The organism is Brevibacillus fortis, assembly GCF_003013395.1.
Classification (GTDB): Bacteria; Bacillota; Bacilli; order Brevibacillales; family Brevibacillaceae; genus Brevibacillus; species Brevibacillus fortis.
In genome coordinates, this window is sequence record NZ_PXZM01000035.1 from 45,889 (window position 1) to 60,974 (window position 15,086).

The following is a 15,086-nucleotide window of genomic DNA, read 5'->3' on the forward strand; positions in this document are numbered from 1 at the left end:
AGACGCATACTTAATACACCTCTTGAATCACTCTCAAGGCGTTAACCAAGAAGAGCTACGTAGGAAGAAGTGCATTTCCAGTCCAAGCGCCTCTGGAGCCCTACCCAACGTAGAAATGAATAGCGGGGAATTTCAGCTTCACTTATGAGATACTTCCTCGAAACTTCAACGTTTGAAGCGCTCCCGCTATTCATTTCTAAGCGGCCAGTCAATCCCCCTTGCGGGGCGTAGGCCGAAGCGTAGACTGGAAATGCACTTCTTCCTTCCACTACAGCATCGATACCAGCATATAAAAAAACAAAAAAGCGGCAAGGGTTTAGTTCCTCCGCTTTTTTCATGAATCCACCTAGGTAGTTACGATGGACGACTGTATTTTTTCTGGTTGAATCATAGGCAAAATAGGCAGCTCCATCAAATTCCGATGCTTGCCCGGCCCGTAGTAATCCTGCTCCGCGTGAGCCAGACGGAAGCCATAGGCAGACAAGGCGCGAATGGAGGATGCGTTGGTTTCACTCACCGTGACCTGCACGGTACGGAGTGTCGGAAACTGGCGCAGGGCTTGCAGTCTGGCCTCGATCAAAAGCTTGCCAATGCCTTGACCTTGAAACTCTTTGCGTACATTGCTGAACAAAAGCCAGCCTGTCGTCTGGTACATATCGATTCCGGCACAGCTAAAACCGATGAGCTGGCCATTGTACGTCGCCTTGAAAATCAGCTCAGGAAACAGCTCCATATACTTTTTCAGCTCATGCAAGTTCATTCGATCGGGTAATGTCATATCCGCCAACGTGATCATTTCCGCAAAATCATCTCTTACGACACGCTCAATCTGCACTTCCACCCTACCCGCCTCCTGTACAATCGCTCTTACATTTACACTTTAGCAAACAGGTATAAAGCTGGAATGGATGGCGTGTGAAAGTACTGTAAAATTCATTTGCGTTCGGCTGAACAAACGTCTATAGAAGCGGGATGTATATAGCGATTTTCATCGCTTCAGGAAAGCTCGCCCTCACGTCCGTCACTTCAAAATCCGGCCCCTCGCCTCTCTCGTAATTCGAATTGGGCAACCATGTTCCGTAAATATAGCGACGTGTGTTTTGCACGAGGTCCGCATCACCTGTCACTTTGAATTCCGCGTATTTGCCACCGGGCAAGACGAGCGAAATAAAGTCTTCTGACAGTTCATCTGGAACACGATGCACAGCCTCCCCGATCACGAAAGAAAAACTCCCGTCGTCTTCAAATTCGCAGGCGATTCCGTACGACATATCCTCTGCGGCTTTATTCGGAATCCGCAAATAATCTTGATTTCGGCCAAATTCATAATAGAAGCCCGGAATGTCTTTAAAATGCTGCTCATTCTGTAAATTCGTCCGGAACCTGCGCCCAATGATCCAAATGTCATCCAATGTCGTGATGGTTGGTTTGTTCATCGTGATCTCTCCTTTGATGGTTTGGCGAAGGGCCAAGAAGTCCATTTTGGCGAGATAGGGCAGCGAATGATTTTCCCTACGATACCTTCCAGGTGTGATGCCGAACTGCTTCTCAAAAGCGCGTGTCAATGCTTCCTGCGACTGGTACTGATAAGCCACAGCAATTTCGAGTACATTGTCACTTGTCTGTTTTAATGCAAGAGCAGCTTCCGACAATCTGCGCTTGCGGATGTACTCCTGTACGCTGAAGCCTGAGATTGCCTGAAACAGTCGTTGAAAATGAAACGCAGAGAAATGCGCCCTGGAAGCAATATCTGTGATGTTCATTTCTTCCTGAAGATGCTCTTCCACATAATCAATCGCGTCCTGAATCCGCTTGTACGTGTCCATCTTTGACTTCCTTCACCTGTTTTTTCTCTAGTATGCGGGAGATCACTGGCGTTTTTTTGATCAACTGTGCTATCTTTCAAGCTTTACGTCGTCAATCGCTCTACCAATACGGGCGACAGCTCCTTCTCTTCCTTTTTCCCATCCAATTGCTGTGTCCAAATCCGCTCATGCAGCATCTCAAATGCGTACTTTCCCATCAACGTACTGGAGCTGGATACGGTGGTGATCTCTAGCAGCTCTCCGATCGGCTGATCATCGCAACCGATTACGGCTAAGTCTTCCGGTACGCTAAGCCCCAATCTGCTCGCTTCTTTGATGATCCCCGCCGCTATATGATTGCACGATACGATCATTGCTGTAGGCCGCTCTTCTGTTTGCAGCAGTTTCCCGACGACATTTTTGCCGTCTTGGATCGTTAAGCACTCTTCAAATGCCCACTCAGGAGATGGGGTCACGTCAATCGAACGCAGCTTTTCGTAATAGGCACGTTTGCGATGCTGACTGTTAAAGCTGTTTTTTCTGCCGATGCAATACCCGATCCGACGATGCTCCTTCTTAATCAGATACTCCATCCCGATCAGAAACGTCTGATAGTGGTCGATATGAACACTCGAAACAGAGGTAGTATCATTTGCTTCACAAGTGATGATCGGCCCATATCCTGCGTATTCATTGAGCGTTTCGCAAGAGCTGGACCTGGAGCACATGATTAGCCCGTCGATTTTTTTATTTTTGAGCAAGTGTAAAACGCTGCGTTCTTGCTCAGGGTTATTATTCGTTTGGCACACCATCAGCTTGTAATGATGCCGGGCTGCTTCGGCTGCAATCCCTTCGATAATGGAGCTGTAGTATTGGTTGTTGACGAGAGGCAATGTCACACCGATTACCATCGTTTTTCCGGTAGAGAGGTGGACCGCATTACTGTTTTGAACATAATTTTGTTCTTCAATAATCTTGAGAATCTCCGCGCGTTTTTTCTCGTTCACGTACGGATGGTTGTTAAGCACACGGGAAACGGTTGAAACGGATACACCTGCCAATTTCGCGATTTCTCTTATGTTAGCCACTCAGACTACTCCTCTAAGTCGGATCAGTAATTATTACATACATCAAAGCACATTCCGCTTGCTCTGAAAAGCGTTCCACACATTATGCTCTCCTTATGTAAAAGGAAAGGAGTCTTGTTTGATGTTTCGCTTAAAATTTGAATACTTCTTATTTCTTTCAGGCTTGCTGATCCTGGCGTTAGGGATCAATATGATGACGACCATTACATCCTTTGGTCTTAGCCCCTATGATTCTCTGTTTATTGCCCTGTATCAAAACTTCGGAATATCAATTGGCTTCTGGATGTTTGCCATTAACCTGACCTTTGTCATTATCGTCTTGTTCATGGATCGCAGTTACATTACATTCGGTGCCATTTTGGTCATGGTGCTGATCTCTATTTTCGTCGATTTGATCGGGTCCATCGATGCGCTCATGGCTGCTATCCGTTCATTGCCGCCGCTTCTGACCATGGCACTCGGAAACATTTGCATCGGAAGTGGTATCGGGCTGTATGTGTGTACGCAAGTGTGCACGGCTCCCCAAGAGGCATTTGTACTCGTCATGTCGAAAAGATTAAAGTGGACATTCAGACGGACAGAAATTTTGCTGGCGTGCATGTTTCTTAGCGCAAGCTTCCTGTTAGATGGCCCGATTTATTATGGAACGGTCGTGCTGTCGTTTACGACTGGCTACATTATTCAAGCAGCAATCAACGTCGGGAATAAGATGCTTCGTCTCGCAAATCAAACGAAGGAGTCGAAGGCATAAAAGGAGGAACGCCTTGAGAAATTTTCGACCGAAAGTTGTGTGTTCCCTTGTAGTGAGCCTGTTTCTATTGCTTGTCGGTTGCTCCTCTTCCACTGGCCTCGTCAAAGCTGGCGGAGATGTTTTTGCCCAGAGCGAAATTCACAGACTGACCCAAGATCCTGAAAACGTAATCCATTACCAGCCGATGAGTATTCAGGAAATGACACCACTATTGCCTTCGTCTATCCAAAGCAGAATCAAGCCAGTGGATAAAACGAAGCTGCCTTTTCCTGTCGAAAAAGAGATGGCCTATCTCGTCTCATTCTCCCCAGGCTCCGAAAAAGAAACGCGACACCAGCTGCAGCTGACATACGCGCAGGAAAACGGAGTTCGTATCACGGAAAACTTCTTCATTGTACGTATGACAGAGACAGATGAAAACCCCTTGGCCCACGTGAAGCCATCTGCTTCTGGATTGGATTCGTTCGGGAACGTCATGCGCGTTGAGCCACTGACCGCCGATATTACTTTCTATCATCATATCATCACGACTAACAGCTCTTATGTGTATAACTTTTACAAGTACGATGATAAAAATCAGGCTGTAAATCTGATCGTCACAAACGCCCATGAGATGGAGTTTTATGATCAAGGAATCTTGTATCATCTCGCGTACCACACCGGCAGTAATCAACTGGACCCTACCCTTCATGATCAGATGGTGGCACTGGCGAAGGATTTGATTTCTGTCCGTTCCTAAACGAAAAGAAGGATTCCCCTGTAGCGCATAGGACTGCGAGGCGGAATCCTTTTTTCTTTCTCTTGACCTTCACGTGGCGTGAAGCTTTACGATATTTTCCAGTACGATCAAAGAACTGGAGGGTGAACGATGCCAAACCACGAACTCATTTATAAAAATCAAGCGGAGCAGTACGATCTGATGATCTCCAAACAACCAAGTCTGCTCGCTGTCATCGAAGAAATCACCCCCATCAAAGGACTGGATGTAATCGATCTGGGAGCTGGCTCAGGAAGACTCACTTCTGTGCTCGCCCCTCATGCCAAGTCCATTTTGGCTCTCGATGCTTCCGCTGCCATGCTAGAAGTGAATGCACAACAGCTGACGCAAGCAGGTCTTTCCAATTGGAAAACCAGCGTAGGGGATCATCGCGAAATGCCCGCAGACGATCATAGTGCGGATGTCATCGTAGCGGGATGGACGGTTTGTTACCTCACCAGCTCTGAGGTTCCCAACAACGAGCACAATCTTGAAAAAATCATTCTGGAGATGAAACGCGTGCTTCGTCCTGGTGGGACGATCATCATCATGGAGACGATGGGAACTGGATACGAAACACCTCACCCACCTGAATTTCTTACCCAGTACTATTCCTTGTTGGAAAACAAATACGGATTCTCCCACAAATGGATTCGCTTGGACTATCAATTTGCAGACTTGGAAGAAGCAGAACGGCAAGCAAGATTTTTCTTTGGAGATGAGCTTTCGGACAGAGTCGCCCGGGAGAAACTGGTGACTTTGCCGGAATGCGCGGGGGTATGGTGGCTGACGGTATGATTGCAAAAAGGCAAATCGGTAGGTATTTTTCCGACTGGCCTCACCGTACACGATTATTCATCAAGGAGATTTTCATGCTACAACAAAAAAGAAGAGGAAGAAAGTTAATTCTTCCTCTCTTTGGATTGCTCCATTCTCTCATGAATCAGCTCCACGAGAGTGTCGATATAGTCAGCCGAATCATTCAGAAATTCAGTTGAGACAAATTCCAGCCCGCACTCCTCCGCTTTCATTCGGCAATGGATTCTGCAATCGAAAATCGCCTCCACGTTTTCGGTCAAAGACAGCAAATCGCAGACGACGACGGCTTTACCACCGTCCTCGGCCACTTTTTCGATCATCGCAAGCACATCTGGTCTTAACCACTTCTGCGGAGCCGGTCCTGCACTTCGGTAAGCGAGCAACCACTTCCCGCAATCGGCTCTCGTGGCGACCGCTTCAGCCAGTTCCGTAAAAGCTTGGATGAACTCGTTGTTCACCTCTGACACCCCCGGTTGGCTGTGAGCTGTAAACAACACAGTCGCTTCGGAACGACTTTCTATAGAGAGCCATTGCAGAGCGGTCCGCAAGCGAAGACTGATCGCTTCTGCAATCCCCGGATAGCTGTGCCAATGATTGATTTCTACAACCGGAATATTTGCACCACTGGCTTCGAGCGCCTTTCGAACACTTTGATGATAGGCTGCCGTTCCCGTTCTCGAATACAAGGGTGATGTCGGAAATGCGTACAGCTCAGTAACGCCGTCTTCGACCATTTGCTGAACCGTCTCGTGCACAAAAGGAGACGTATGCTTCGTAGCTTGATAGACTTTGATTCGCTCGCCTCCAAATGGATTCAACCGCCGCTCCATTGCCAGGGCTTGCCGAGCTGTTACCGAGCCAAGCGGATCTGCGACGCCAATTGATTGAAAACGTTTCTTGGCCGCTTTCAATGTATCCACTGAAGGGATATTGCCGTGAAACAGATGGTTATAAAAGGGTAGTACATCATCGATTGATTGCAATGAAGCGTAAGACAGCATGAGCAGGGCTTTCATCGTAGTGGTTACCACTCCTTTTCCATCATTCAAAACCTGTCTGGATGAAGCCACTGAGCGATTTCCTCCAATGTATCAATACTGTAGCGGTTAGGATTCAGCAGCTTTTTCGCAGGCATGCGCTTCACTTGATCGTTTTTCACAGCCTGCAAGGTGGACCAGCCGGGGGCTTGCATGATGTCATTCATGTCATCCGCTTTTCCTTCCTGCCATTCTACCAGCAATATGTACTCTGGGTCTGCTTTGATAATCTGTTCGATGGTCGCTTTCGTCGTGCGATTTAAACCGAGGCTGTCAGCAGCATGCTTCGCGCCAGCGAGCCTAACGAGATCATACGAAATGTTGGAGGCCCCCATCAAATACGGACCAGTTCCCGGTCCAAGCGGAGAAATAACGAGGACAGAAGGCTTGTTGGTCCCATCGATTGCTTTTTTCACTTTCTCGGCTCTTTCTTTCATGTCTACGACAATTTCCTCCGCCTGAGACGCTTCGCCTGTAGCCTTGCCTATCATGAGGATATTCGACATGATAACATCCAGCGTGCTCCATGATTCCAGTGTAATAATCGGAATACCGGACTGTTGAAGCAGTGTATTCGCTTCTTTCTCTTTATCATGAAGCTTCGTCATGATCAACAGGTCTGCTTCATAAGACAAAATTTGTTCGGGATCGAGCGAGGTGGCCCCAGCAATTTTGTTTTTTACCTTGCTGCCTTCTTCCGTGCGATAAGCAAGTGAACTGTTGTTGATGCTTTTCGGAACGACGGTCATTCGATCCGGCTCAACCAGCTCCAAGACAACCTCTGCCGCATCAAGTGAAAGGGCAGCAATTCGTTCCGGTTTTTTGGGGATGGTCACCTCTTTACCGTCCACGGATACTGTTAGCGGATACTGTTGTTGCGTACTTTGCGTGGTTGTGTTGATTCGCGACTGCTCGCTCTGATCTTGTACACTTCCACATCCAGCTACCCATACTACGCCAAGCAGCATCATCAAGCTTATCGTAAAACGTTTTTTCTTGTTCATATGTAGGTACTCCTAATTAAGGTTATGGTAGGTAAAATCATTGCGTGCTCCTATTGCCGTAACGGTAAGTACGCCCAGAAACGGATCGATGCTCACGTTTGCATGCACCTCGTAAGCTTTTTGGATAATGTCCGGTGTCAGCACTTCATCGGGTTTCCCCATGCTGAGTATCTCGCCTTGATGCAGCAGTACAAGTCTATCGCAGTATCGGGCAGCAAGATTAAGGTCGTGCAATGCTGCCAAGATCGTGATGCCTTTTCCCGTTAGCTTGCGCATCAGCTCCAGTACTTGCAATTGATAACGGATGTCCAAAGCCGAAATCGGCTCGTCAAGCAGGAGCAATTGCGGATCTTGCGCCAAGGCTTTTGCGATCAATACCATTTGCCGTTGGCCACCGGACAAAGTGGTCACCATTCGATCTGCCAAATGCAAGGTCGTTGTTTGTTGCATCGCTTTTTGCGCCATGATGCGATCAAGCTGACGCTCTGAGCCAAAGCGGGACAAATGCGGATGTCTTCCCATTAGCACTATCTCTCTTACTGAAAAGTCAAAATCGATAGACGTATCCTGTGGTACATATCCGATAATGCGTGCAAGCTGCTTGCTCTTATACTCTGCGACTGGTCTTCCGAAAATTTTCAGTTGACCGGACGTGGGAGGTGTTAATCCTGCCACAGTCCGCAATAACGTCGATTTTCCACTGCCATTGGGTCCGATCAGCCCGATGAACTCCCCTGCTTGAGCAGAAAAAGACAGCTCACGCAAAATGGCTCGATCATCGATCCAGGTCGATATCTTTTCTGCCGCCACGATATTCATGTCGTCCTCCCTCCTTTGCGAGATCGCAATATCAACGCGATAAAAAGCGGCGCACCCATACAGGCACAAACAACACCGACCTGTAAGGTCACTGGCTGAAGAATCATTCGTGAGATGACATCGGCCAGAACAAGAAAAATGGCGCCGCCAAGGGCACTCGCTGGCAGCAAAAATCGATGATCAGGTCCAGTCAAAAGACGGATCATATGTGGAACGACGAGGCCAACAAACCCGATAATGCCACTAACAGCAACCGCAGAACCAGTCATGAGCGAAGCGAGTGCGAGCAGGATGTAGCGTGTTCTGCGTACATTCACGCCGGAGCTAGCTGCTTGGTCGTCGCCCAATAGCATCATGTTCAGGTGACGTCCGAATGAAAGGGTGATCAGACATCCGACCATAATGGGCAGTATGATCAATTGCACATGCTCCCAGGTTCGCGCTTCCAAGCCCCCTTGTAGCCAAAAAATGATACTGCGCAGCTCCTGGTCGTTGGTTGAACTCGCCACCATAATGTTGATCAGCGCCGACAATAGCGAATTGATGCCGATTCCGAGCAACAGCAATGTGGCAATCGACCGGCTACGGCTCCCCCGCCAGACAGCCAGAATGATGATCACAGCGAGAGCAGCACCGATGAATGCGGATAAGGGCAATGCCCACACGCTGAACTGGCTCCATCCAAAAAATAGCGCGCATACAGCTCCGACCGCCGCCCCACTGGAAACCCCGACATACCCCGGCTCCACCAACGGATTACGAAACACCCCTTGCATAGCTGCTCCCGATATCCCCAGCGCTGCACCAATCAAGGCTCCGACGAGAATACGCGGCAGCCGGACTTCTGAGATGACCAGCAGCTCCCGCTCGGTAAAGCTTGCTTCCATGTGGAGCCCGAGCTTCTTCAAAATGATGGCGATTGTCTGCTCAAAGGGGACAGATACAGGTCCCACCGAACTGGCGAATACAATCACCGCAAAGAGAGCCAAGCACAAGCTGATCATCGAAACGAGAAAGCGCGGAAACCCATATTTGATCGGAAGTGGCATTTCCTCGCTGGCTAATCTTTCGGATGGTGATTGAGCTGAATACATCTTGGTATCCTTTCTGCATTACGCCATATTTCTTTACCTAATCAAAAAGTTTTTCCCTAAGGCAAAATTTATTTAAAAATCATTCTACAGCAACCCATACTATTTTTGCAATCCCAACCAAAACAAAAAAGACAGCTTCTGATCCATTCAGGAGCCGTCTTATTCATATTCTTATTTTTTCACAGAAGGCATGACACCCTCTGGAATCGGGCACACGTACGTTTGATCGCCCAGTCGCTGTTTCAGCTCGGCTTTTGCCTGTTCGATCAGCTCTGGTTTCTTCAACATGTCAATGGCTGTAGAAGCCATGACTTTCCCCGCATGCAGCATCCCTTTATGTGCCATCGATGTTGCCCCGAGGGACACCCATTGCCAGGAATGCAGCGTGGAGCCGTTAATATAGCACGCAGTCGTGCATTGCGCGGTTGGCGTGATCCAGCTCACATCCCCCACATCCGTGGAGCCGTTCAGTGGGATCTTGGATCCGTCGAATGGATTGAGCCAGGTAACCATGTCTGGAGCAGGCATGTCAGGTGATCGTTTTTCCGAAGTAGCGAGCTCCTGCTTGGACAGCGTCGCACGCATTTCTTTTGCCAATTGCAGTTCCGCTTCATCATGCACAGGGACGCCTAACTCTTGGAAGTTTTTGTACATGACCCCTTCGAGCAGTTTGTTTTGCACGAGGTTCGAGCACGCTTTGTCGAATACGATCTCTACCTCGGTTTCGGTCATGAGCGCAGCGCCTTGCGCAATTTTGCATACGCGCTCGTAAATCTCCTGCACTTGATCCACCTTTGGCGCACGCACGAGATAGAGCACCTCTGCTTTTGGTTGCACCACATTTGGCGACAAGCCGCCGGAGTTCGTGATGGCATAGTGCACACGTGCTTCCGGGATAATGTGCTCACGCAAGTAGTTCACACCGACGTTCATCAATTCCACCGCATCCAGTGCGCTTCGACCGAGATGAGGGCTTGCTGCCGCATGGGCACTCTTTCCCTTGAACTTGAAGTAGATTTGATAGTTTGCGAGGGAATCGATGGACATAATGCTGTTGTAGCCCATTGGGTGCCAGCAAAGCGCGAAGTCCACGTCGTCAAACAATCCCGCTCTCGCCATGAACGCTTTCCCGGAGCCGCCTTCTTCCCCTGGGCAGCCGTAGTAACGAACAGTCCCCGACATGTTGTTCTCTTCCATGTACTCTTTCACTGCAACGGCTGCCGCAAGAGAAGCGGTACCGAGCAGGTTGTGTCCGCAGCCATGGCCGTTTGCGCCTGCTACGAGAGGCTCTTCTGTGGTTTGGCCTTTTTTCTGGCTCATGCCCGACAGAGCGTCGAACTCTCCCAGAATCGCCACGACAGGATTGCCGCTGCCAAAGCTTCCGATGAAAGCCGTTTTGATTCCGCCTACTCCACGCTCAATCTTGAAGCCTTCTCCTTCGAGTGTTTGAGCCAGCAGCTCAGCAGATTGGTACTCTTCAAAACGCGTCTCCGCGAAATCCCAAATCTGGTCGCTCACCTTGATGAAGGCATCTCGTTTCTTCTCAATCATTTCTGCAATTCGCTTGGTATGCATTCGCAAACATCCTCTCTGTCCTAGTTGTCCACGTGCTTTTTCGCTCAGTTAGGAACGTTTTTTTACTTCAGCAATCGTCTTGCAATTCGGTTCAAAAGCGCTACGCTGCGTGGTAAAACCTCTTCTTGTATATCGAATTTCGGATGGTGGTGAGGCGCCGGGATATCCGTACCAATTGCCATGTACGTTCCTTTTCCACCACGATCCTGAACGCGTTTAATCATAAAGCTGGCATCTTCACTGCCCATCGAATTGTACTCGCCGTGCTTAAAGGAATGGAAGCCTTCTACCTGCTCGGCTTCTTCCAGTGCCAGCTCTGCCATCTCCACATCGTAGTTGATCGGGATTGCTCCCCCGACGACTTCGATCTTGTAGTCGAGCTCATGCATAGCGGCACTGTGCGCGATGATGTTGCGTACGCGGTTTTCCAATTCAGCATTCACTTCTTCGGTAATAGAGCGAGTCTCCACGACCATCTTCGCATAGGCCGGAATGATGTTCGCTGCTGTTCCGCCTTCTAGCACACCCACATTGATTCGCGTATCCCCTGTGCTAAAGCGAGGAATCGCGTGAATGTTCAGCAGGGCGGTAGCCGCTCCGAGCAATGCATTTTTCCCTTGCTCTGGCGACGCACCAGCATGAGAAGAAACACCGTAGAAATGCGCCATCATTTTCGTGGTCGCCAAAAATCCGTAAGAACCGCCGTGTACCTCACCGAGTGGCACATTGACGCCTAAATGGTTGCAGAAAATATAGTCAACATCGTCCAAATGCCCTTTTTCCACGATGGCGTACGCACCGCGAACACCTTCTTCTGCTGGTTGGAAAATTAGCTTGAGCGTACCGGAAAAATCTCCTGCTGCAAGCGCTTCTGCCAATCCCAAGCCAATCGTGGTATGACCGTCATGAGCACAGGCATGCATGTTGCCTTCGTAATGGGAGCGGAAACCATTCGCTTGTGGAAAATGGTCTTGCTCTGTACTTTCCAATACAGGCAGTGCATCCATGTCAAAACGAAAAGCAACCGTTGGTCCTGGTGCCTTCCCTTTCTTCACGCCGATCACTGCTGTATAGCCACCGCGCATTTTTTCAACGATCGCCGGGTTTGCACCGTCACGCAAAGCTCTTTCATACGTTGCCTCAAGTACCGCCTCGGAAGGCAGGCCCCGACGGGAATCTCCATCTATTGCTTCTTGTCCGTATAGGACTTCATAGCCGAGGGATGTCAAAATCTCTACTACCTTGGAAGCGGTACGGAACTCCGTAAAACCCACCTCTGGATGTCTATGAAAATCTCTTCGCAACGAAACCAGATCCAACATCATTCAATTCCTCCTGTTAACTCTGGAGCATGACTTCTTCCATGCCCAGGTCCGATAGGCAAGCCCTAGAAATATGAGAAAACTGGCAAATGTAAACCCTTACAATATACGAATATTAAAAGACATTTTCGCTTAATTGAATTATATAGTTGCGTCTCCGTTTTTTCAATAGAAGTTGTTAGACTTCTTGAAAAATAGAAAAACTTTGTCTGGCTGTTGTGGTGGGGAGGAAACAGGAGAAAACGCTCAGCTTCTAGGGCCACCCGCTGAGGGATTGACTGCACGACTCCATGCAAAAAGCGAAACCGCGTCCAAAGTGGTCCGTTCAGGATGTGTTTCAGAGGTGGACGCTTAAAGGCGTGTTTCGCTTTTTGCATGGAGTCTCGGTCGGTGTCCCTAAGATCTTCGCTGTTTTCTCCTGTTTCCTCTACGAGCTGTCAGTGTGAATCCGATTTTTAAAAGCCCTAAAAGATTTAAGTATGTCAGCAGTTACGCCAGAGAAGAATATTTCCAGACGTAGCGACTTGTGGAGTCCTACCGAGCGGAGAAGGGATTCGCGGGCAACAGAAACGCAACGTGCTCGTGCTACGAAGCGGCTACCCCTTTTGCGTTTCCCCGCGAATCCCTTCGGAGCGGGCAGTCTTAGCCCCCAGCAGGACGGAGCCTGGAGCCTAGACTGGAAATATTCTTCTCCCCACCGCAGCCTCATGATATGAAAAAACACCCGAAACATCTCGTCGGGTGTCCTCATTTCTTTAACTGATAAAGCTTTTTCGGACGTCCACGCACAGCTTGCTGCTCTTCCCCGCTGAACTCAGCCAAATCCACTTCGCACAAGCTGCCCATGATGCGCTGTGCATTTCGTACCGTCATTGACAAGTGCGAAGCAATATCCGTCGTCGAAAACGACTTCCAACCCATACGCTGAACGAGCGCACGCAGCTTATGATACGATTTGACGCTGACGTTCGCACGGTTCAGCTTTTCCAACAGCTCGCGATCGCTGGAGCGGTACGAATAGGTGAGCTCCTCTGTTTCTCCCACCGATTCCATCATGACGCCATTATCCTGTACGACGACAATGCCAGCCCCTGGTCGTTCTTTTGCATGCTGGATCGCTTTTCGTGCATTGTTTTCCGCAGAAAAAGCTGTATCCCCAAAGCCTACACCTACTGCAACCGGAACCTCTGCCTCCAAGGAGAGCTGTTCCACCGTATGTCGTAGCATTTCAATTTCTCGTTGAATCGCACCACGCGAGCTGAAAATCTGATAGCGCCCGTTGCCATTTGCCAGCAGAGAGCCGTCCAGCCGATCGCAGAGAGCAAGCAGAATTTGTCTGATCTTCAGCTCCAGATGCTGCAAATAAAAGCGCGTGCTGGTCCGCTCGGGAATCTTGTCAAACTGCTCCAGCTCAATGATCTCTACCCCGATTTGCGTGTCCTTGAAATAGGAGCTTTTGACCTTTTCGATGACGATTTTCATCGCCTGACGAATCTCCATCTTCGTCATCAGGACACGATAGACAGGAATCCCTTCTTCGCGCAAGGCATGCTCGACCACAGAAAACGTGGTGAATGCACCTTGGGTCTTCCCTTCTCGCCACAACGATACATGAAACTGCGTGATGGCATCGAGGTCAAAATGCTCGTCGTACATAGTGACGTAAATCCCCTCTTCGGGTATGTCCAGCTCCGACATCGCCTCGCGCAAATGCGTTCCTTCCGAGTCGATCATGTCGATGGAAACGCGGTTCACGGCTGCGTTTTGGTCAATCGACATCTGGATGAAGCAACGATACAGATTCGAACCGTTCGGCGGGCAATACACGATATTGGCATCCGGGCTGAGCACATTTTTCGCGATCGTAAACGGAATCGGACCAGAGAAAAACCATCCGTTTAAATCTGCGTTATGTTCCAAAACGATTTTACTCACATGCCGTACGTCTTCATAACGAAAAGGAACGAACTCGATTTCATGCTCAAATTCATTGGCAACCGCCAATATCCGCTCCACCGAAGGAGGCGGTCCTACAACACCGATTCTATACATATGGGCGTTTTCTCCTACCTGTTCATGATCGACACCTTTTCCTCATTCATATCATGTACCGTTCTCTTTGTCCATCGAATGCCAAAGTAAAAAGAACTGATGGCTATCTACAACTTATCCATCAGTTCTTTCCTCTATAAAATTATTAAATTGAGTTCGAAGATTTATGTTTTAATTTATTCTCTACCGATTCAAGTTTTTAATGTACTTACCATTAGCCACTTGTCCCTCATAAATCCATCCTGGTGGAACAGGTGAGTATTTGCTCACTAATAATCTCGTTCCATAAGGAGCTCCATTAACATTCATGATCGTTTTGCTATCATAATTTTCACGAGTTACAACCCATCCAGTTGGAATAGGTGAGAACTTGGTCACATTGAACTCCGTACGATAAGATGCTCCTGTTGTATATTTTATAACCCTACCAGCTAATTCATCTCTTAAAACTACCCATCCTTGTGGAACGGGAGAATATTTGCTAACTCTTAATTCCGTACCATAGGGAGCACCTGCTGTATTTTTAATTAGCTTGGAACCCAGGTCTTCACGAATGACGACCCAACCAGGTGGGACAGGAGACGATTTTTTAATCCATTCCTCATCTGAACTCCATTTGGCAGAAACTAATGTGTGTTCTTCCTGCTCATCAACAATAGATGATGTGTTTGCTGCTTGAAGCGGAGACGTTAGCACTGCAGAAAATACGGCTACACTTAATGCTGAAAAAACCATTTTCTTGAACATAGTAATTCTCCCACCTCTCCTATCATTAACATCTACCAAAATATACCATATCTTTAAAAATGAGTAAACTTTTAAGAAAAATCAATTAATTCCATACCACTATTCCTATCTATCAATGAGCTAAGTAAATATTTTTTATCGAGAAACTAAAAAAATTCCTTTGCTATCGAAAACACAAGCAAATATTCTGAATATACGTTTTCTATCATTTATCAA

The 15,086-nt window shown here is 48.2% G+C and carries 15 protein-coding genes; 3 read left to right on the forward strand and 12 right to left on the reverse strand.

Going from position 1 to position 15,086, the window contains the following annotated elements:
• Positions 1-41: 41 nt before the first annotated feature.
• The 4 genes from C7R93_RS20525 to C7R93_RS20540 form a co-directional block, all read right to left on the reverse strand.
• A complete protein-coding gene (locus C7R93_RS20525) occupies positions 42-338 on the reverse strand; it encodes a hypothetical protein (RefSeq protein ID WP_244191599.1) in 297 nt (98 codons plus the stop codon).
• Between the two features lie 8 nt (positions 339-346).
• Positions 347-841 (reverse strand): GNAT family N-acetyltransferase, encoded by a 495-nt coding sequence (locus C7R93_RS20530; RefSeq protein ID WP_106840561.1) that lies wholly within the window; start codon positions 839-841, stop codon positions 347-349.
• A 118-nt stretch (positions 842-959) separates the two neighbouring features.
• Positions 960-1,826 carry an AraC family transcriptional regulator gene (locus tag C7R93_RS20535; RefSeq protein WP_106840562.1) on the reverse strand — a complete coding sequence of 289 codons (867 nt, stop codon included), beginning with the start codon at positions 1,824-1,826 and terminating at the stop codon, positions 960-962.
• Between the two features lie 83 nt (positions 1,827-1,909).
• Positions 1,910-2,893, reverse strand: coding sequence for a LacI family DNA-binding transcriptional regulator (locus tag C7R93_RS20540; protein WP_106840563.1), 984 nt, complete (start codon positions 2,891-2,893; stop codon positions 1,910-1,912).
• Between the two features lie 121 nt (positions 2,894-3,014).
• Here C7R93_RS20540 and C7R93_RS20545 point away from each other — a divergent pair, with 121 nt between their 5' ends.
• The 3 genes from C7R93_RS20545 to C7R93_RS20555 all read left to right on the forward strand — a co-directional run bounded on the left by C7R93_RS20545 (position 3,015) and on the right by C7R93_RS20555 (position 5,199).
• The gene (locus C7R93_RS20545; protein ID WP_106840564.1) at positions 3,015-3,644 is read left to right on the forward strand and encodes a YczE/YyaS/YitT family protein; all 630 of its coding nucleotides are present in this window, start codon (positions 3,015-3,017) and stop codon (positions 3,642-3,644) included.
• 13 nt (positions 3,645-3,657) lie between these two features.
• On the forward strand, positions 3,658-4,383 hold the full coding sequence (locus C7R93_RS20550) for a hypothetical protein (protein WP_106840565.1): 726 nt from the start codon (positions 3,658-3,660) through the stop codon (positions 4,381-4,383).
• Between the two features lie 129 nt (positions 4,384-4,512).
• Positions 4,513-5,199 carry a class I SAM-dependent methyltransferase gene (locus tag C7R93_RS20555; protein ID WP_106840566.1) on the forward strand — a complete coding sequence of 229 codons (687 nt, stop codon included), beginning with the start codon at positions 4,513-4,515 and terminating at the stop codon, positions 5,197-5,199.
• A gap of 104 nt (positions 5,200-5,303) precedes the next feature.
• On the opposite strand, the gene C7R93_RS20560 is transcribed toward C7R93_RS20555, so the two are convergent.
• The 8 genes from C7R93_RS20560 to C7R93_RS20600 all read right to left on the reverse strand — a co-directional run bounded on the left by C7R93_RS20560 (position 5,304) and on the right by C7R93_RS20600 (position 14,870).
• Complete coding sequence (locus C7R93_RS20560) at positions 5,304-6,290, reverse strand: ferrochelatase (RefSeq protein WP_244191600.1); 987 nt, start codon at positions 6,288-6,290, stop codon at positions 5,304-5,306.
• Positions 6,266-7,261 carry an ABC transporter substrate-binding protein gene (locus C7R93_RS20565; RefSeq protein WP_106840567.1) on the reverse strand — a complete coding sequence of 332 codons (996 nt, stop codon included), beginning with the start codon at positions 7,259-7,261 and terminating at the stop codon, positions 6,266-6,268. Before C7R93_RS20565 ends, C7R93_RS20560 begins: the two co-directional genes overlap by 25 nt.
• A gap of 12 nt (positions 7,262-7,273) precedes the next feature.
• Positions 7,274-8,080 (reverse strand): ABC transporter ATP-binding protein, encoded by an 807-nt coding sequence (locus tag C7R93_RS20570; protein WP_106840568.1) that lies wholly within the window; start codon positions 8,078-8,080, stop codon positions 7,274-7,276.
• Positions 8,077-9,174 carry a FecCD family ABC transporter permease gene (locus C7R93_RS20575; RefSeq protein WP_244191601.1) on the reverse strand — a complete coding sequence of 366 codons (1,098 nt, stop codon included), beginning with the start codon at positions 9,172-9,174 and terminating at the stop codon, positions 8,077-8,079. The genes C7R93_RS20570 and C7R93_RS20575 overlap by 4 nt, the downstream gene beginning before the upstream one ends.
• Positions 9,175-9,345: 171 nt before the next feature.
• Positions 9,346-10,749 (reverse strand): M20 family metallopeptidase, encoded by a 1,404-nt coding sequence (locus tag C7R93_RS20580; protein ID WP_106840569.1) that lies wholly within the window; start codon positions 10,747-10,749, stop codon positions 9,346-9,348.
• A gap of 62 nt (positions 10,750-10,811) precedes the next feature.
• Positions 10,812-12,071: an amidohydrolase gene (locus tag C7R93_RS20585; RefSeq protein ID WP_106840586.1), complete on the reverse strand. Its 1,260-nt coding sequence runs from the start codon at positions 12,069-12,071 to the stop codon at positions 10,812-10,814.
• 747 nt (positions 12,072-12,818) lie between these two features.
• Positions 12,819-14,123, reverse strand: a complete 1,305-nt coding sequence (locus C7R93_RS20595; RefSeq protein ID WP_106840571.1) for a hypothetical protein — start codon at positions 14,121-14,123, stop codon at positions 12,819-12,821.
• Positions 14,124-14,306: 183 nt separating this feature from the next.
• Positions 14,307-14,870, reverse strand: coding sequence for a hypothetical protein (locus C7R93_RS20600; protein WP_106840572.1), 564 nt, complete (start codon positions 14,868-14,870; stop codon positions 14,307-14,309).
• Positions 14,871-15,086 lie beyond the last annotated feature (216 nt).